16 protein-coding genes and 1 pseudogene are annotated in these 17,907 nt (G+C 52.0%); 1 reads left to right on the top strand and 16 read right to left on the bottom strand.

All coding sequences use genetic code 11. The features are described from left to right. Positions 1–22: 22 nt before the first annotated feature. The 7 genes from K3T82_RS12535 to nuoG are packed head-to-tail and all read right to left on the bottom strand — an operon-like array spanning position 23 to position 8,545. Entirely contained in the window at positions 23–1,594 is a 1,572-nt protein-coding gene (locus K3T82_RS12535; RefSeq protein ID WP_220193789.1) for a complex I subunit 4 family protein, read from the bottom strand. Between the two features lie 4 nt (positions 1,595–1,598). Continuing rightward, positions 1,599–3,605, bottom strand: coding sequence for an NADH-quinone oxidoreductase subunit L (gene nuoL / locus K3T82_RS12530; protein ID WP_220193788.1), 2,007 nt, complete (start codon positions 3,603–3,605; stop codon positions 1,599–1,601). 10 nt (positions 3,606–3,615) lie between these two features. Then, the gene (nuoK, locus tag K3T82_RS12525) at positions 3,616–3,936 is read right to left on the bottom strand and encodes an NADH-quinone oxidoreductase subunit NuoK (RefSeq protein ID WP_220193787.1); all 321 of its coding nucleotides are present in this window, start codon (positions 3,934–3,936) and stop codon (positions 3,616–3,618) included. Between the two features lie 35 nt (positions 3,937–3,971). Beyond that, complete coding sequence (locus K3T82_RS12520) at positions 3,972–4,490, bottom strand: NADH-quinone oxidoreductase subunit J family protein (protein WP_220193786.1); 519 nt, start codon at positions 4,488–4,490, stop codon at positions 3,972–3,974. Positions 4,491–4,508: 18 nt separating this feature from the next. After that, on the bottom strand, positions 4,509–5,120 hold the full coding sequence (gene nuoI / locus K3T82_RS12515) for an NADH-quinone oxidoreductase subunit NuoI (RefSeq protein ID WP_220193785.1): 612 nt from the start codon (positions 5,118–5,120) through the stop codon (positions 4,509–4,511). Between the two features lie 10 nt (positions 5,121–5,130). Further along, a complete protein-coding gene (nuoH, locus tag K3T82_RS12510) occupies positions 5,131–6,363 on the bottom strand; it encodes an NADH-quinone oxidoreductase subunit NuoH (RefSeq protein ID WP_220193784.1) in 1,233 nt (410 codons plus the stop codon). After that, entirely contained in the window at positions 6,356–8,545 is a 2,190-nt protein-coding gene (gene nuoG, locus K3T82_RS12505) for an NADH-quinone oxidoreductase subunit NuoG (protein WP_220193783.1), read from the bottom strand. The genes nuoH and nuoG overlap by 8 nt, the downstream gene beginning before the upstream one ends. Before the next feature lie 80 nt (positions 8,546–8,625). On the opposite strand from nuoG, the gene K3T82_RS49085 reads away from it, so the two are divergent. Next, positions 8,626–8,748 (top strand): hypothetical protein, encoded by a 123-nt coding sequence (locus tag K3T82_RS49085; RefSeq protein ID WP_268886631.1) that lies wholly within the window; start codon positions 8,626–8,628, stop codon positions 8,746–8,748. Here K3T82_RS49085 and nuoF read toward each other — a convergent pair. The 9 genes and pseudogenes from nuoF to K3T82_RS12460 all read right to left on the bottom strand — a co-directional run bounded on the left by nuoF (position 8,745) and on the right by K3T82_RS12460 (position 17,632). After that, entirely contained in the window at positions 8,745–10,073 is a 1,329-nt protein-coding gene (gene nuoF / locus K3T82_RS12500) for an NADH-quinone oxidoreductase subunit NuoF (protein WP_220193782.1), read from the bottom strand. The two genes, K3T82_RS49085 and nuoF, sit on opposite strands and share 4 nt — an antisense overlap. Before the next feature lie 153 nt (positions 10,074–10,226). After that, positions 10,227–10,775: an NADH-quinone oxidoreductase subunit NuoE gene (nuoE, locus tag K3T82_RS12495; RefSeq protein ID WP_220193781.1), complete on the bottom strand. Its 549-nt coding sequence runs from the start codon at positions 10,773–10,775 to the stop codon at positions 10,227–10,229. Further along, positions 10,772–11,932, bottom strand: a complete 1,161-nt coding sequence (nuoD, locus tag K3T82_RS12490; protein WP_420799302.1) for an NADH dehydrogenase (quinone) subunit D — start codon at positions 11,930–11,932, stop codon at positions 10,772–10,774. Before nuoD ends, nuoE begins: the two co-directional genes overlap by 4 nt. Positions 11,933–12,222: 290 nt before the next feature. Next, positions 12,223–12,861: an NADH-quinone oxidoreductase subunit C gene (locus K3T82_RS47670; protein WP_220193779.1), complete on the bottom strand. Its 639-nt coding sequence runs from the start codon at positions 12,859–12,861 to the stop codon at positions 12,223–12,225. A gap of 353 nt (positions 12,862–13,214) precedes the next feature. Next, a pseudogene (locus K3T82_RS12480) lies at positions 13,215–13,670 on the bottom strand (NADH-quinone oxidoreductase subunit B); the annotation flags it as partial. A 62-nt stretch (positions 13,671–13,732) separates the two neighbouring features. Beyond that, entirely contained in the window at positions 13,733–14,086 is a 354-nt protein-coding gene (locus tag K3T82_RS12475) for an NADH-quinone oxidoreductase subunit A (RefSeq protein ID WP_220193777.1), read from the bottom strand. A gap of 306 nt (positions 14,087–14,392) precedes the next feature. Beyond that, the gene (locus K3T82_RS12470; RefSeq protein WP_220193776.1) at positions 14,393–15,619 is read right to left on the bottom strand and encodes a hypothetical protein; all 1,227 of its coding nucleotides are present in this window, start codon (positions 15,617–15,619) and stop codon (positions 14,393–14,395) included. A 416-nt stretch (positions 15,620–16,035) separates the two neighbouring features. Next, positions 16,036–16,770, bottom strand: a complete 735-nt coding sequence (locus tag K3T82_RS12465) for a TetR/AcrR family transcriptional regulator (RefSeq protein ID WP_220193775.1) — start codon at positions 16,768–16,770, stop codon at positions 16,036–16,038. 541 nt (positions 16,771–17,311) lie between these two features. Beyond that, the gene (locus K3T82_RS12460; RefSeq protein ID WP_220193774.1) at positions 17,312–17,632 is read right to left on the bottom strand and encodes a hypothetical protein; all 321 of its coding nucleotides are present in this window, start codon (positions 17,630–17,632) and stop codon (positions 17,312–17,314) included. Positions 17,633–17,907 lie beyond the last annotated feature (275 nt).

Genomic DNA, 17,907 nt, shown 5'->3' with positions numbered 1-17,907 from the left:
ATAAAAGCGCCTCCCTCCACGCTCATTTGATGAAGGCATTGCCTAGATTTTGCATCGTATTGAGCACCGGCTGATGCAGCAAGAACGTTAGAGGTTCGGGCTGAAAGCCGATGTAGAAGATCAGAGCCAGCAGTGGCAGAAGCGCCAGGAATTCCCCCATGCGAATGTCGAGAAGGGCTCCACGCCGCTCTGCCTGAGCCACAAGACCCAACGTGGGCGATGGTCCCGTCATCACTCCCTGGAAGAAGCGCAACATATACCAGGCGGCAGGTACAACTACAAGCGTGCCCAGCGTGCCCAGTGTAACATTGTTACGGAAGGCTCCCAGCAACGAGAGGAACTCACCCGCGAAGCTGTTCAACCCTGGCAGGCCAAGCGACGAGAGGGCTGCGATCAGCATAACCGTCGCCAGGACCGGGACACGCTTGGCAATCCCACCGAAGTCGGCGATATTGCGTGTCCCCGCGCGCTCCTCGACATAGCCCGCAATCAGAAAGAGAGCTGCGGTCGTAATCCCGTGATTTACCATCTGCAAGACCGACCCCTCAACCCCTTGTGTATTGAAGGCAAACATCCCCAGCATGACGATGCCTAAATGGCTGATACTGGAATAACCAAGTAAGCGCTTGAGATCGCTCTGGACGAGGGCCAGAACCGCGCAGTACAGGATACCAATGACGGCCAGGATGCTAAAGAATGGTGCCAGAGTATGAATAGCTTGTGGAAAGAGCGGAATGCAAATGCGCAGGAAGCCATACGCGCCAGTCTTTGACATCGCTCCCGCCAGGATAGCAGTCACAGGCGCAGGAGCCTCACTATAGGTATCCGGCAGCCACGAATGGAACGGGACAAAGGGAATTTTCACCGCGAAAGCAGCGGCGAACGCCAGCAATAGCCAGAACTGGGTTGTGCTATCGAAGCGGGCCGCGCAGGTCGTAACGCTACCCGAAGCATCAGTCAGTCCACCGGTCAACGTACCGATATCGAGCGTCACCCCACAGCCAGAGCCAGCCGTGAGCGAGTAGAAGTAGCCCACAGCGATGATACCCGCAAGCATCAGTAGGCTACCCACCGAGGTATACAGCACGAACTTGAAGGCGGCGGCAATGCGCCTCTCTCCTCCCCAGGCTCCTACCAGGAAGTAGGCCGGAATCAACATGAGTTCCCAGAAAATGTAGAACAGAAAGAGATTCGCCGATAGGAAGACACCCAGGATACCACTCTGAAGGAGCAGCAGAAAGGCCATGTAGTTCTTGAACTTCTTTTCCTGACGGTATGAGGCCGCCATACAGACCATACTTAACAGTGAGGTCAGCACAACCAGTAACAGGCTGATACCATCTACGTCCAGGGTATAGTTAATGCCAATCGAGGGAATCCAGACGATATGTTCCTGAAAATTCGACTGGCTGAAGGCTCCAATGCTGGCCTGGGTGTAGAGCAAGGCCAGGATAAGTGCCAGGAGCAAGTTCGCTCCCGCGAAGGCCAGAGAGACCGCGCGAATCGTCTTGCGGCTCTCCTTTGGCAGGCAGAGCGTGACGGCTCCGCCGAGCAGCGGGAGGAAGATCAGTATGGAGAGAATGTATGACTGCATAGTGTTATCCTCTCACCGCGTAATAGAGAACGATCAACAGGACGCCCAGTAAAATCGCCAATGCGTAGTTACGCATGTAGCCAGTTTGCAGGCGACGCACCGAACCGCTGGTTCCCCGCACAAGTCCGGTAATTCCGGCGTTGATGCCACCAAGCAAGCTTCCATCCAGGAAGCGTGAGCCAAGACGTCCAATACCCTGAATTGGTTTGACAATAATCCAGGTCAACGCCTCATCGACATAATATTTATGGAAGAGCAATTGATAGAGCAGGTTACGGCTCTCCTTGTACTCAAACTGCTTGAAGTAGCGCGCGCGGGCGACGAAAAAGCCTAGTAAGGCCGCAACGATACTCAGACCAGCCGAGACCCATTCCAGATTCAGGGTCAATTCTGGAATGGTGACACCCTGAAAGACTGGCTCCAGGAAGTTGCTCAGCGGCGACCAGTTCGGCAGTCCGATCAACGAGAAGGACCCGAGCACGCCGCCAATAACCGAGAGCACAGCTAGGATCGTCAATGGCGACCACATAACGCTCGGCACTTCATAGACATCATAGAGGTTCGCGGGCACGCCATGTCCATGACCAGAGGTTACAGACTCCTCGTCCTCATCTTCCTCATGGTGAACCGGACGCGCTGCCTGTCCGCCGCGATACTCGCCATAGAAGATAGCGAAGAAGAGGCGGAACATATAGAACGAAGTCAGCCCAGCCGTCAGAATACCAATGCCCCATAGCACATAGTAGCCTGGGCTGGCACTACGTAGAGCCTGGGCAAAGATCGCGCCTAGGATCTCATCCTTACTCCAGAAGCCTGCGAAGGGTGGTAGGCCACTGATCGCCCAGGTCGCTGCCAGGAAGGTCCAGAAGGTAATCTTCAGGCGATGGCGCAGGCCACCCATATTGCGCATATCCTGTTCGCCGCCCAGAGCGTGAATAACCGCGCCCGCGCCCAGGAAGAGCAGCGCCTTAAAGAAGGCATGAGTTACCAGGTGAAAGATACCTGCTGAATAGTCATAGACTCCTTCAGCCATGAACATATAACCAAGCTGGCTGATCGTCGAATAAGCCAGAACGCGCTTGATATCAAGCTGTACCAGGGCAATCGTCGCGGCGAAGAGAGCCGTAGCGCCTCCGATACCCGCCACCACATTCAGGGCGACCGGAGCGATATCAAACAGCGGATGTGCGCGCGCGACCAGATAGACACCAGCCGTCACCATCGTCGCGGCATGAATCAGCGCGCTAACGGGCGTGGGACCCTCCATCGCGTCAGGAAGCCACATATAGAGCGGCAACTGAGCGGACTTGGCGGCACAGGCCACAAAGATCAACAATGTGATCGCGATAGCCGTAGCACTACCAGCAGACACGGCATTGACGTGCCCAAAAACGTCCTTGAAGTTGAGCGTGCCGTAGTTCAGGAAAATCAAAAAGATGGCAAGCATCAGGCCGAAGTCACCTATAATGTTGATGACGAAAGCCTTACGTGCGGCAGCCACAGGAGCCGTGCGCTGGTACCAGAAACCGATCAGCAGGAAGGAGGCCAAACCTACCAGCCCCCAGCCAACGAGCAGGAAGAGGAAGTTGTCCGCGCTAACCAGGAGCGCCATCGAGAAAATAAAGAAGTTCAGGTAAGCAAAGAAGCGCCAGAACCCGGGATCATCCTCCATGTAACCCGCTGAATATATATGAATGAGCAGACCTACGCCAGTCACGACGAGCAACATCGTCGCACTCAACGGATCGAGCAACAGCCCGAAATTGACACTGAACGCGCTATCCCCAGTACCCGACGTTATCCAATGATAGACGGCAATATCGCTCACGCGACCAGGGACAGGCGTGCCGATCATCGATAAGAAGTTGATCAGCGCGAAAAGAAAGGCCAGGCCACACGCTCCCCAGGCTATCGTCAGGATCGCGGCGCGCGACATGACTCTGCCAACCAACCCCAGCACAATAAAGCCTAGCAGGGGTGGTAGCAGTACCCATAGAGTAAGATTTATCATACTGCTCCCTCTAGCCTCGCAACATATTCATCTCGTCCACATCAATATTCCGGCGCGTGCGGAAGATGGAGACGATCAGCGCCAGACCCACAACCACCTCAGCGGCTGCCACGGTCAGCACCAGGAAGACGAACATCTGCCCATCCGCAGAGTCAAGAAATGTTGAGAAGGCCACAAGCGATAGATTGACAGCATTGAGCATTAATTCGATAGACATAAAGATTACCAGCGGATTGCGCCTGATCAACACACCCACAACGCCGATGCTAAAAAGTATGGCGCTCACGATCAGATACGCTGAGAGGGCTGGCAATGTAGAAACATCTGGCATATGCATTTACTCCTTAGAGGAGATGATTAGCAATATCAGGCCCTCCGACCAAAGACCAGAGCACCGAGAATAGCGACGACAATCAAGAGGCTGGTAACCTCAAAGGGAAAGAGAAAGCCATGAAAGAGCGACAGGCCAAAGGCTTCGACATTGCCATGAGCCGCTACAGCCTTACTATAACTCTCGGCTTTAATCAGGGCTGTGCCTGAAACATCTCTGAAGATCAGGTAGCTCAACGCGCCCGCCAGCACCACGCCCAGCAGACCACCAACATAGCGCTGCCAGGGAATACGATCCTTCTCCTCATCTCGCGCGTCAGGCGAGAGCATTGTTACCACAAAGAGGAAGAGAACCATGATCGCGCCCGCGTAAATCAGAATCTGCACGACAGCGATAAACATCGCGCCTAATTGCAAATAGAACATCGCCAGGAAGAAAAGTGTCAAAATCAGACTTAGCGCACTATAGACAGCGTTCCTAAAGGCGATGACCCCGATAGCGGATGCGATGGTGGCGATAGCCAGCACAGCGAATGCGAGTATCGTAGGTGTCATAATATGGTTCCTTCAAATCTACTTGCGGCGGTCCACATCCTGTTCGGGATTCTCAAACAGGACCGCGCGCTCAGCCTGATAGTTTCCCAATCCAACAGCGGCGGCGCTAGCATGTGAGCCATCGAAGACTTTGCTCTCCTGCGGCACTGGCTGCTCAGCCTCTTCCGGCGCGGGATCGGCCCAGACATCATTCGAGCCAACAGTCGCACTGCCTTCAGGCTCCAAAAGCTGCTCCTTGTGATAGACCAGATCTTCAGGATAGAAAGAGGCTAGCTTATAGTTTTTTTCCAGCGTAATCGCGCCCGTCGGGCAAGCAGCCTGACAATAGCCACAGAAGATGCAGCGCAGCATATTGACATCGAAGACTCTGGCATAGCGCTCACCCGGCGAGACGCGTTCCTCCTCACTGTTCTCCCCCGCCTCAATATAGATCGCGTCAGCGGGACACGCACCCGCGCAAAGGTAGCAGCCAACACAGCGCTCTAATCCGTTATCATAGCGGTGCAGCACATGACGACCGCGAAAGCGTGGTGCGAGGTCACGCTCTTGCTCCGGATAAGAAACTGTCGTCGGCTTCTTGCCCATATTTTTCAGGGTCGTTGTCATACCCTTGAGAATATCAAAAGACATGTTGTACTCCTTACGCCTCCACCACAGAGGGATCGGGCTTGGCTGTGTCACTCACCGGCGCGACCTTTGGCTCATACTTCACCAGACGAACCGACTCGGGAAGCCTGATACTACCCTTGCTCTCCTCGAAGCGCGTACCCTCGACAAAGCTCTGGCGGCGCACCACAAAGAACATGATGCCAATCACCACCAATCCCGCGAGTCCACTGACCCACCAGGGCCAGTCAAGCGCCACAACGAATCCAGTCATAACAGCGTTGAGCACTGCCAGGGGAAGCAGTAGCTTCCAACCCAGACCCATCAGGCGGTCATAGCGGATACGCGGCAGGGTGGCACGGAGCCACATAAAGATGAACAGGAAGATGGCAACCTTGACGACATAGAAGAGAATCGAGAGGCCGGGAACCAACGTCTCTAGCCCGAAGAGGCTCCAACCACCGAAGAAGAGGGTCGCAGCAATTGAGCTCACGGTAATCATGTTGATGTACTCGGCCATCTGGTACAGGCTCCAGCGCAAGCCCGCGTACTCCGTGAGGTAGCCAGCAGTCAACTCCTGTTCAGCTTCGGGCAGGTCGAAGGGCGCGCGGTTAACCTCCGCAATGCCAGCGATGATATAGACCAAGAAGCCCAGCGGTTGCGCCAGAATAAACCAGACCATATCACGCTGTGCGTCAATGATGTGGACCATGCTCATGCTCTGCGACCACATCAGCACACCACCCAGAGCTAGACCCAGGCTTGTCTCATAGGAAACCATCTGTGCGGCGGAACGCAATGCACCAAGCAAGGAGTAGCGGTTTCCCGATGCCCAGCCGCCAAGCACGATGCCATAGACAGCCAGCGATGACATCGCCAGCACCCAGAGCAGGCCAATATTCACATCGGCAATCAAGGGGTCCCAGATGCTTGTTACGCTGGTCTTCCCACTCCAATTGAGCCCGATAGGAATCACAGCAAAGGCCGAGAGCGCCACGATAACTGAGAGAATCGGCGCAATCATATAGATGCCCTTGCGGGCCTGCCCCGGCACAAACTGCTCTTTGAAAGCCATCTTAAGACCATCGGCGAGCGGTTGCAGCAGGCCAAAGGGGCCAACGCGATTAGGCCCCAGACGCCCCTGAATCTTTGCCAGCACACGCCGCTCAATCAGAGTCATATACGCGAAGACCGTGAGCAAGATGGCGATCACGATGGCACTTTTGATGATCGCGGCTACGATCTCGTTATTAAGGAAATCAAGCATGAGCCACCTCCTGCTCAAGCGAGCGAACGCCCTGCATTCCCAGGTCTTCATGAGTGAGACCGGCATAGAATGGATTCCGTGCCACGATATCGTCAAAGATATCGCGTGGGTGTGCATAGCTCCACTCAGCACCCAGGGCCTGTGCGAGCTGGATCAGAATCTCCCAGTCGGCTTTCGCGCCAGGAAGAGGACGTAACGCTTTGCGAATAAGCTGCACATGGTGGTCAAGGTTGGTCATCGTGCCATCCTTCTCGGCGAAGGTTACAGCGGGCAGCACCACATCAGCCTGCTGAGCAGTCTCAGTGAGCGCTACATCCTGCACAACCAGGAACTCAAGCTCCCGGGGTAGGGACGCCCCCTTGAGATGGCGTAGAGGGTTAGCTCCCATGACCAGTAGAGCCTTGAGCTGTGGGCTGCTCAACATCTCGGCATAGGTCATGCCAATATCAGTTGTGCTCTGATAGCCTGGTAGCGCATCGGGCAGCAGACCCATATCGCGCGCGCCAAGTGAGTTAGCGTCCTCGAAGAGTGGACCCACACCCGCGCCCACACGATTGATATTCCGGGTGACAAAGGCCAGCGCTTGCAGGTCCGAAGCCAGATCCTCACAACCTGGATCAAGCGTCGCCATCTCATCATAGAGAATGATCGCGCCCTTCTCAACGCCACCCGCGCTGACAATCTCCTGCGCCAGTTGGCGTAGCTGCGCTACGACCTCGGCCCCGAAGCTCTGTTCTGCCTCCGAGATCAGCTCACGTTCACGCTCGATCTTGGCATTAATATCCTCATGGCCACCTGTCTTGACTTCACTCGTCGCAAGCACATAGCTAAGCAACAGCTTGGCGACCTTGCCCGCGCCATACTGGGGAATGTCAACCTTGGCTGCTTTGTAAGCGCTATTGCTAAAGCGATCCAATTCGGTCGTCTCCGAATGCACGATACTGATCTTGGCACCAGCACGCATCGCCTTTTTAATCCGTAGATTGAGAACTGGCTGGCGCTGGTAGGGATCGGATGCGATGAGCACGATATGCCCGGCCTTCTCTAGCTCGGCAATACTATTAGTCATCATCCAAGGCTTACCTGTCAGGCGGTCGCGAGCTCCAAGAAATAGGCCATGGTGGTGATCAACATTGCGCGTACCAATAACGTCGCGCAGAAGCTTCTGGAAGAGATAGCTCTCCTCATTCGTCGTGCGTGTCGAGCCAATGCCCCCAATAGAGTTCGCACCATGCTGTGTGCTGATCTCCGTGAGGCGCTGAGCGATATGAGCTATGGCCTCAGGCCAGGAAGCAGGCGTGAGCTTGCCTTCACGGCGTACAAGTGGTGTGCGCAGGCGCTCGGGATTGTTCACAAAGTCGAACTCCCAGCGACCACGATTGCACAGCCAGCCATCATCGATCTCATCGTTGTTGCGTGACATCAGGCGCGTCACACGATCCACACGTACATCAACGCGTGCATTACAGCCAACACTACAGTTGTTGCACACACTGGGCACTCGCTTGAGCTCCCACGGACGAGCCTTAAAGCGATAGCTAGTCGCCGTCAGAGCGCCCACAGGACAGATCTCGACAGTATTGCCGGAGAAGGCGGAATCGAAAGCACTGCCCGGCGCGGTTCCGACCTCCATCTTGTATCCACGCGAGATCATGACCAATCCATTGTCCATCGAAATCTCGCTGCTAAAGCGTGTGCAGCGCTGACAGAGAATACAACGCTCACGGTCGAGGTTGATGTCCTGGCTCATGGGAATAGGCTTTTGATAATGGCGTTTGTTCAAGTCGAAGCGTGTCCCGCCGGGACCATGACGCAATGTGAAATCCTGCAAGTCGCACTCGCCCGCCTTGTCACAGATGGGGCAGTCCAGCGGGTGATTAATAAGCAGGAATTCGAGGGTTCCCTGGCGAGCCTTGAGAACCTTCTCGGTCTTGGTATGCACCACCATCCCCTCAGCAACAGGCGTCGTACACGCCGTCTGAGGAGGCTTGGGCATGTTCTCGACCTCGACGAAACACATGCGACAGGCTCCCAGCGGTGGCATCTTGGGATGATAGCAATAAATGGGCACCTCAATACCAGCCTTCTGCGCAGCGGCCCATACTAATGTTCCGGCTGGAACTTCGACAGGAGTCCCGTCGATAGTGAGGTGTATGAGTTCGTCCTTTTTCTCTTCTGGCATAATTACTACCTGGCTATGAAAGTAAGATAACTTCTTATCGTGTATCCAGGGAGAGCGGACGTAGCAATAAAAGGAATACAATGCTGAATATGTTGGATGATGCCTACGTGCCACTTCCCCGTGGTTACTACCTATCCGAAAACCTGAACGTTGGTTTTCGTATAAGACTTCAGTTGCTCAACATGAGCAGTCAGGTCGCCTAGTTCGCACCAGCAGTCAACGTCGCCTCTTCGGCGCTGATAGTGGCATGATGTTTGTCACCTACCATGCAATGGCCGTGCGTGACATGATATTCAAACTCTTCGCGGAAGAGTCGAATACCGCTAGTAATCAAGCTAGTTGCCGCATCGCCCAGAGGGCAGAACGATTTGCCGCTAATGTTGCCGCAGATATCCACTAGCAGATCGATATCCTTCATCTTGCCCTTACCATGCTCAAGACGCTCCAATAGTTCCGTGAGCCAGTAGGTTCCCTCGCGGCAGGGCGTACATTTACCACAAGACTCATCGCGGTAGAACTCGGCGGCTCGCGCAATGGCCCCAACAATGCAAGTGTCCTCATTAATGACAATCACGCCACCGGAACCCAGCATCGAACCCGCCGCCGCAACCGACTCATAGTCCATTGGGAGATCAAGCTTGTCAGGACCCAGGAAGAAGGTTGAAGAGCCACCAGGGATGACAGCCTTGACCTGCTTGTCATTGAGCACACCACCACCATAGCGCTCATCATAGATCAGAGTGCGTAGGGGAATACCCAGAGGTAACTCATAATTTCCTGGCTTCTTCACCTGTCCGCTGAGGCCAAAAATACGCGTCCCCTTACTCTTCTCTGTTCCAAAGGAGGCATAATAGTCGGCTCCATGCTGAATAATGGCAGGCACAGTACACAGCGTTTCACAGTTATTGATAACCGTGGGACCGCCATAGAGACCAATTACCGCTGGGAAAGGAGGCTTGAGGCGTGGATAGCCCCGCCGGCCCTCCAGCGACTCCATTAGCGCGCTCTCCTCACCGCAGATATAGGCACCAGCACCGCGATGCACAATGACATCGATGCTGTAATCGCTCCCCAGAATATTGCTTCCAATCAGTCCCGCTTCATATGCCTCATCAACTGCCTTCTGTACCTGGTCCGCCGCATAGGGCAGTTCGCCACGCACATAAATGAAGGCCGTTTTGACACGACAGGCATAGCTGGTGATGAGCACTCCCTCAACTAACAAATGCGGTAGGCGCTCCATCAACATGCGATCCTTAAAGGTTCCTGGCTCGCTCTCGTCTGAGTTGCAGCAGAGGTAACGCGGCTTATCATTCTTAGCCAGGAAACTCCACTTCAAACCCGTAGGAAAGCCCGCGCCTCCGCGTCCACGCAACCCCGACTTCTTCAGTTCTTCGACCAGTTGATCAGGATCGCTTTGCAGAGCCTTCGCCAGGGCCTCATAGCCCCCATGCTGCCGGTAAACCTCAATCCCATCAACCCCCGGCACATTGATATTCTTCAAAAGAAACTGTTCTGTTTCTGGCATTGCACATTCCCTCGTAACGGTTTGCTTGCCTTTCATTCGCTTGAGCAATAGCTAGCCGCCGATCAGGCGGCGTTGGCGAATGCTTAAGAACTTGCCTTTCATTCGCTTGAGCAATAGCTAGCCGCCGATCAGGCGGCGTTGGCGAATGTCTACCTAAGACAGTGAGCTGTGCGTGGGAGACTCGGTCTTCGGCCCTGCTTTCAACCCATTGCTCTCACTACGCGGCGGCTTTGTCTCCCGCTCAAGCTCATCAATCAGGGTGTCGGCCTTCTCTAGCGTAACGTTCTCCACGAACTGGCCATTGACCTGAATCACAGGGGCAGAACCGCAAGAGGCAAGGCACTCAGCACCTTGTAAGGTAATATTGCCATCTGGGGTCGTCTCACCACGTTTGATGCCTAACCGCGCTTCCAGGTGCTCCATCAGGCTATCGCAGTTACGCAGATAACATGAAATGCTGGTGCAGACCTTGACAATCTTCTTGCCAGGAGGTTGCGTATGATACATGGTATAGAAGGTCGCGACACTCTCAACATCATCGACTGTGATGCCCACGGCTTCGGCAACCGCCTCCAGACCTTCGCGTGTAATATAGCCCTCTTCCTCTTGCGCGATATAAAGTGAGGGCATAACCGCCGAACGTGCTGCCGGGTAACGCCGAGCTAGCGCACGCATCCGCTCTTTCGCCTTCTCTGAAATCATCTATCAACCTCCCCAAGCACAATATCAATGCTACCGATAGCCGCGACCACGTCTGAAAGGAAACTCCCTTCAACCATGCGTGGCAGTGCCTGCAAGTTGCCAAATGACGCGCTACGAACATGCATACGATAAGGATTGGGACTACCATCACTAACGAGGTAGTAGGCAAGCTCCCCCTTGGGAGACTCAGTGCGCACAAAAACCTCGCCTTTGGGTGGACGATATCCTTCAGTGAAGAGCTTGAAATGATGGATTAGAGCCTCCATGCTACCAGTGATCTGCCACTTGGGAGGTGGAGTGACCTTTTTATTCTGTACGCGATAGGGGCCGGTGGGTAGACCATCAAGGGCCTGCTGAATAATCTTGAGGCTTTCACTCATTTCCAGCATGCGAACCATATAGCGATCATAGACATCGCCTGCGCTACCAACAGGAATATCAAAATCAAACTGCTCATATCCACTATAGGGGAAGACCTTGCGGATATCCCAGACCACGCCGCTACCACGCAATGTCGGCCCGGAGGTTCCGAAAGCGATAGCATCTTCTTGAGTTAGAACAGCGACATTACGCGTGCGCTCCAACCAGAGCTGGTTATTGGTAAGCAAATCATGATATTCGCGCAAGCGGTCAGGGAAGAGTTTTAGGAAGGCACGCACCTGAGCCTCAAAGCCTGTGGGCAATTCAGCCTGCAAGCCACCTGGACAGATATAGCTTGTCATCATGCGCACACCCGAGACAAGCTCGAAGATATCGAGGATTATTTCGCGCTCGCGAAAACAATAGAGGAAGACGCTCTGCGCGCCCAAATCAAGCGCAGACGTTCCCAGCCAGACTAAATGACTGGCAATGCGCTGAAGCTCAGCCAGGATGACACGAGCGAACTTTATCTTCTCGTTGATCTCATCTTCTATACCCAGAAGTCGCTCCACAGCCAGGCTATAGCCCAGGTTATTATTGAGCGGCGCGAGATAATCCATGCGATCAGTTAAGACAAGTGCCTGATGGTAGGATTTGGCCTCGGCGGTCTTCTCTATGCCCGTGTGGAGAAAGCCGATATCAGGCACAGCCTTGACAACGGTCTCACCTTCAATAGTCAGAATGAGGCGCAACACGCCATGCGTGCTGGGATGCTGCGGACCCATATTGATAGTCATCGTATCTTTACGCTGACTATCCTCAAGCAACTGGCCTTCGTCAATAGTGTACGAATACCCGGCGATGGGTGTACTTGTTTTCTCTTTTTGCTGCATAGGCTGTCCTCTATAAGAGTCTGCCGATCAGACGAATGTTTTATCACTCATCTGAGTAAAGCCGCCTGGAGAGGCTACCCGAACACAATTCAAAAATAGAACGCTGTTCAGATAGTGAACACCGGCGGCGTTGACGAGTGTTTTCATTTATTATGCGTTTTATTAAGCTGTTAAAAATGTCAGATGATGCGCCTTTATGCCTTGTCTGGATTGGGCATTGTCCCCGGTTCCTGACTAGGATTTGCGCGGTCGCGATTGTCATTGAATTGACGGCCCTCAGAAGAGCGTAGCGTCTGCTGATAATAGTCGCCAACCCCTGGATCAACGGTATAGGGTACCTGCCCACCCCAATGTGGTTCAGGAAGCTCAAAGCCCGAGATAGGATAATCCTTACGCAGAGGATGCGTGCTCCAATCTTCCGGCATCAAGATGCGACGCAAGTCAGGATGTCCCTCAAAGGTAATACCAAATAGATCGTATATCTCGCGCTCATACCAGTTCGCGCCGGGCCAGATACTAGTAACGCTAGGAACCTCGGGATGCTCCTCACGCTTCTGCCCCACACGTATCTTTAAACGAACGAAGCATTGATGCTCCATAGAGAGAAGCTGGTATACAACGTCGAAGCGTGGTGTACGCTCCGGCCAGTCCACCGCTGTTACCGTTTCAAGGAAGCTATATTGCAGTTGGGTCTTCAAATGTCGACAGACATCCATCAGACACTCTGGCTCAATAATGATTGTTTGCTCGCCACGATGCTCAACGCTTTCAATCACGGCCTGGGGAAACTTCTCTCGCACCGCATCCGCTGTCGAAGCTGCTGTTATGACCATAAAATGAACTTCCTAATGAACTTCTTAGGTCTTATCCGAAAACCAACGCCGCTTGTCGCGGCTAGTGCTCTCGCGCTCTGGTTTTCGAAAGGCTCAGGTCTTATCCGAAAACCAACGCCGCTTGTCACGGCTAGTGCTGGCGCACTCAGGTTCCCGAAGAAAGATTTAATGTAAAAGGGGCTAACCCCCTGGTTGGCCCCACCGTCATAGCTTTCCCTGTTCATTTCTTCAATGTGCACCTACTTACCCTCATGAGCAAGCAGGAACTATTAGACTTACATCTCCACATGTGAACCTGAGGGCCCAGTCAGTTTGAGCCCGCTGTCCTTCAGTGGATCAGGAGGATTGGGAATGCCCTCGCGGATCTTGCGCTGCAACTCATTGAAGGCGAACAACAGCATATCGGGTGTAGGCGGGCAGCCAGGCACAAAGACGTCAACCGGGATGATCTTATCGACTCCCTGAACGATGGCATAATTGTTGAAAACACCACCGCACGATGCACAGGCGCCCATAGAGATGACCCACTTAGGTTCCGGCATCTGATCATAGATCTGGCGCAGGACAGGAGCCATCTTAACAGAACAACGACCTGCGACGATCATCAAGTCTGCCTGACGCGGTGAGGCACGGTAGACCTCAGCACCAAAGCGCGCAATGTCGAAGCGGCTACCACTGGCGGACATCATCTCGATAGCACAGCAGGCTAGTCCAAAGAGCGCAGGCCAGAGTGAGGAGCTCCGACTCCAGTCCAGGACCTTATTGACCTGAGTGGTAAGAACACCAAAGCTTCCGTCCTTCTCATGCATTGGTAGCGGCTGGCGCGGCGTCTGTGTGTTGGAGTAGGTCTGTACTGGCTCCCAGGGATTGGTTATTCCCATGAAAAAGCTCCCTTCCGCCAAACATAGATATAGCCCACCATTAGAATTGCCAAAAAGACGAGCAATTCAATCAGACCAAAAAGCTGTAACTGGTGGAGCAGAACCGCGAGGGGATAGAACGACACAATCTCTATGTCGAATGCAATGAAGAGCATGCCAGTCAAGAGGTACTTGACCGGGAAGCGTCTCTTCGGCGGCTCAATCTCTTGAATGCCGCATTCATAGGGGGCAAGTTTCTCCGGCGTTGGCTTGCGTGGTCCTAGAACATTAGTGACCACCATGACCAGGATACCGAAAAGCACCGCGAGCCCCACCAAGATAAAAATGGGGAGTGTTGTTCCCATAATGTGGAAACCTTCTATTCCTGATAGATGCACGTTTCGCGTAAAAATGCTGCATCGGCTAGTGTCAAAAATACACTTCCTCAGTATCTATTGTAGTACAGTCTTACAGGAGTGTCAAATAAGATATGGCTTCTCAAAGCGCTTGCCATGTGTCATTGCACAAGGATTTGCCTTAAGCTGTGCTAATAGAAGTGGGGGTTGCTTTTGCCCAAAATGCCGTTGGCATTGGAAGAAAAGGAAGCGCGTCAGGTGAACATGTATTGATACATGTTCACCTGACGCGCTTGGCTACACATCCTATATACCTTAGACAACCCAGTGGAAAGTCAGGTACAAAGTGAGAAGGATGAAAAGCATCATAGCCGAAACAAAGACATAATTGAGATGCACGTAGCGATTTTTCCCAAGACCCGCCAGTACGATAAATGATGGGAAGAGTTCCAACATAAGGCGAGGTGTACTTTGCAGGGGAAAGGCTGTATGAATGGGCACGATGATCACAAAAATGAACAGTGTCCATCCTAGCAAAAGATAACTCAAATATTCCTTGCGTAATCGCCAGGGGCCAACAGTTCCAAGGATCAAGAGAATAAGGGGAACAGCCGTGCCATACAGGTCTAGCATGTTACGAATTCCCCAGAAGCCCATAAACCCTTTGCGGCTAATAAAATCAATCGTCGAGGCAAAAGCAAACCAGGGGGGGCTCAAAACACGTACCCAGTAGACTTGAGCATGCGTAAAGGACAGGGGGTCATTAAATTTCCAGAAACAAAAGGCACCAAACAATATGACACTGAATGGAATCAAGGCGATACTCAATATATCCCAGCGAATTGCGCGCACCTTAAACTGGCGCTGGCGCAGATATTCATAGCAGAAAGGAATGGCAAGAAACACTCCAGATGAGCGTGTTAAACCAGCTAGAAACGCGAAGATTGCAGCCCACCACCAATAACCTTTGCGGATTGAATAAAAGCTAATCAACATTAAAGCGATAAAAAGCGTCTCTGTATAGGCTGTAGCGAAGAATAAGGCGGCAGGAAATACCGATAAATAGAGTACCGTTTTATGAGCACGCGCCTCATCAAACTCTTCTTTGACAAGTTGAAAGAGCACAGCCAGCATCACGAACCACGCGGCATTAGAGATGAGCATCCCAGCTAGAAAATAATGTCCTCCTAATGGAAAGCTAAGAGCATACATGAGAAGAGGAAAGAGTGGAAAAAAGGCGGTGGTCTTAACGGAGGTATAACTATGTTTGGCTATCCCTATATACCAATTCACATCTTCTCGGTGCCACATCTGGAGCATTCCACTCAAAGTTTGCTGAGCCTTGAAGTAATCCTTATAAAGAAAGAGAATTGCGCAATAGGAAAGCACCAGGAAAGCAACATGAATAGCAATGTAAAGAGGAAGCACCTGCTTCGCAGCATACCACCATTTACCCCAAAAGCTTGTAGTCGATGCCTCATCTTTTGCAGGTGCAGGAGGGCCATTTAATGTTGTGTTTTCAGATAATTGATCTACGTTCATACGCAGTTTGTCCATTTCGTGCACGTACACCGATTTAGATATCGATATGCTCATTCACATGTGATGTAGCAAAGTGTAATAAACGTAGCTCTAGTTAGGGCTTCTTGCTATCTATCACAAGATACTCCCAACACTTTCAAGAGGTGCTGAGAAATAAAGAGATTCATTTTAGAAAAGATATCAAGCATGAGCGTGGCAGCACCTTCACAGCCTAACCATTGCTGTTTTCCACGTGCTTTCCACCTACTTTTCTATCTACCAAGTCTAGCATGCTTTTGTCAGGCAGGTAAAGGCTAATAGCAATTATGGAGTAGATCATCTAAAAAGCTTTCAGCTTACCTATTTTCCTTTTATGAGAATAGGCAATATATCATGCATTCTAGTTATCAGCAACTTTCCGTGTATTTTGGAAAATATTACTCATCATCTTGAAGTGATAGAGAAGCTGGAGTATGCGCACCAGGAACAAAAGAGGGATAATTTACCTCAACATTTGTGAGTCCAAAAAGCAAAACTGGCACAACACACTCAGCCTGTTCAAGATAACTAGTTCGCGAGGATTTTTCCGGAGGCGATGTTGATGCCTCAGAGTCAAGGGATAGGAAGCGGGGACGAGCGAGAATGAAGCGTTTGAGCATATTCATGAAGAGATCCGCAGCCATGAGAGCGTCAATACCATAATGTTGCGCACCACTTAACAGGCCCTGGCGTATACCATCCTCAAACACTGAAGCAATTGGCATGAGCATACCCGCGTAAAACTGTTTGTACAGTTCCTCACGCGCACGTTCATTAAGCTCATGCTGGATATCATGCAGCATCATTCCGATGTCAATACGGTTAGTGCTAACCAGATAGCGCGCTATTTGACGTAAACGCTCAGGTACATTCTCTTGCAATTGCGCAATTTGTTCCAGCCCAGCCTGAGTCTGCACAATAATTTCCTGGACTACAACAAAATAAAGTTCCTGTTTATCGGAGAAGTAATGATAGAGAGCAGGTTGTGTGAGATCACAGGCATCGGCAATCTGCCGCGTAGAGACAGCGCGATAACCATACTCCATAAAAAGCTGGCGCGCGGTGCGAAGTATAGTGTTACGTGTCTCTTCAATTGCCTCGCCCGCTGATGAACGGCGATGACCGCGTGGCATACCTGGTAAAGTTTCCTCTCTAAATACTCACATAAGCTGCACAAAAACAAGCCGCAGCAAATGAAAGAGGTTCGAGCCTGGGGCAGGCTCTCCCTGGTACGTGACAAAACTATATGACACCGATAGCAAGCATGTCAAGGAGAGGATAGGGACAGAAAGATTTGATCACAAGAGCGAGAGGCTGGATGGAGAAGACCTCTCGCTCGACCAACGAGCGTTCCCTAATGACCGCAAAAAGGAAACGTCGTTTCACAGAGGCATATCGGCCCGCAGGTCGATATGGCTTGCGAAGAAGATACGAAGGGCGTCACGGGGGATACTATTAATCTGCGTGCCACTGCATTCAATGCGGAGATGGCGTGTATGCCGCTCGCGCCTTCGACAATGATTAGTATAGATAATATATGTTAAAGGGGAATTATAACGATGTTAATATATCGAAAAGGAGAGATAAAAACAAAGAGAGTGCCCGGTTATCTATCATCAGAACAATAACTGGGCACCCATTGCCGGGCAGAGAGACGCTCGCGCCTCCAACACATTAGTATTGAGGATAGCCAGGACCGGACGGGGGCTGGTTAGGATATCCACTCGAGGGTGGGTAGCCACCACCACCCATGGCACCACGACGATATGCCTCTAGTTCTCTCTCAATAGGCCATTCCGCAAAGGCCAGGTAAAAGAGTAAGATAATATTCGCCAGCGGAATGAAAGTCATCAACAGGCTCAATGCGCCACTAAAACCAGCCTTGGAAAAGATTTTCCACCAGACAAGCAAACTAATCGCAATCGACACAATACTTATGATCGCAATAACAGCTACATAGCCCACAATAAAAGCTTGGAGATCACTGTCTCTCATACTCTTCTAAACTCCTTTTTTATTGTCAATCAGGCAAGTACCACTCATTGTATATGACTCACTCTGATAGAGGATTGTAACATCCAATTGGCCCGCAATCAGAGCATACCCTATAGGCAATGTAGATACAATGAGACACATCATACGAAAGCTGTGAGCAATCGCACACAAAAACCAACAGATACAAATGTATGGGCTCATGGCGAGCCATCGGAGCGATTGACAAGCCAACAGAGGGCACGTACAATCTGAAATAAGCATTTGAAACGATATTC

It is taken from the genome of Ktedonospora formicarum (genome assembly GCF_016587355.1).
Classification (GTDB): domain Bacteria; phylum Chloroflexota; class Ktedonobacteria; order Ktedonobacterales; family Ktedonobacteraceae; genus Ktedonobacter; species Ktedonobacter formicarum.
This window is presented reverse-complemented; position numbering and strand designations above follow the sequence as displayed.

Bases quoted from the DNA above. Each gene is read 5' to 3' on its own strand.
- K3T82_RS12535 (WP_220193789.1), bottom strand. From the start codon at position 1,594: ATGCAGTCATACATTCTCTCCATACTGATCTTCCTCCCGCTGCTCGGC.
- nuoL (WP_220193788.1), bottom strand. From the start codon at position 3,605: ATGATAAATCTTACTCTATGGGTACTGCTACCACCCCTGCTAGGCTTT.
- nuoK (WP_220193787.1), bottom strand. From the start codon at position 3,936: ATGCCAGATGTTTCTACATTGCCAGCCCTCTCAGCGTATCTGATCGTG.
- K3T82_RS12520 (WP_220193786.1), bottom strand. From the start codon at position 4,490: ATGACACCTACGATACTCGCATTCGCTGTGCTGGCTATCGCCACCATC.
- nuoI (WP_220193785.1), bottom strand. From the start codon at position 5,120: ATGTCTTTTGATATTCTCAAGGGTATGACAACGACCCTGAAAAATATG.
- nuoH (WP_220193784.1), bottom strand. From the start codon at position 6,363: ATGCTTGATTTCCTTAATAACGAGATCGTAGCCGCGATCATCAAAAGT.
- nuoG (WP_220193783.1), bottom strand. From the start codon at position 8,545: ATGCCAGAAGAGAAAAAGGACGAACTCATACACCTCACTATCGACGGG.
- K3T82_RS49085 (WP_268886631.1), top strand. From the start codon at position 8,626: ATGCTGAATATGTTGGATGATGCCTACGTGCCACTTCCCCGTGGTTAC.
- nuoF (WP_220193782.1), bottom strand. From the start codon at position 10,073: ATGCCAGAAACAGAACAGTTTCTTTTGAAGAATATCAATGTGCCGGGG.
- nuoE (WP_220193781.1), bottom strand. From the start codon at position 10,775: ATGATTTCAGAGAAGGCGAAAGAGCGGATGCGTGCGCTAGCTCGGCGT.
- nuoD (WP_420799302.1), bottom strand. From the start codon at position 11,932: ATGACTATCAATATGGGTCCGCAGCATCCCAGCACGCATGGCGTGTTG.
- K3T82_RS47670 (WP_220193779.1), bottom strand. From the start codon at position 12,861: ATGGTCATAACAGCAGCTTCGACAGCGGATGCGGTGCGAGAGAAGTTT.
- K3T82_RS12475 (WP_220193777.1), bottom strand. From the start codon at position 14,086: ATGGGAACAACACTCCCCATTTTTATCTTGGTGGGGCTCGCGGTGCTT.
- K3T82_RS12470 (WP_220193776.1), bottom strand. From the start codon at position 15,619: ATGAACGTAGATCAATTATCTGAAAACACAACATTAAATGGCCCTCCT.
- K3T82_RS12465 (WP_220193775.1), bottom strand. From the start codon at position 16,770: ATGCCACGCGGTCATCGCCGTTCATCAGCGGGCGAGGCAATTGAAGAG.
- K3T82_RS12460 (WP_220193774.1), bottom strand. From the start codon at position 17,632: ATGAGAGACAGTGATCTCCAAGCTTTTATTGTGGGCTATGTAGCTGTT.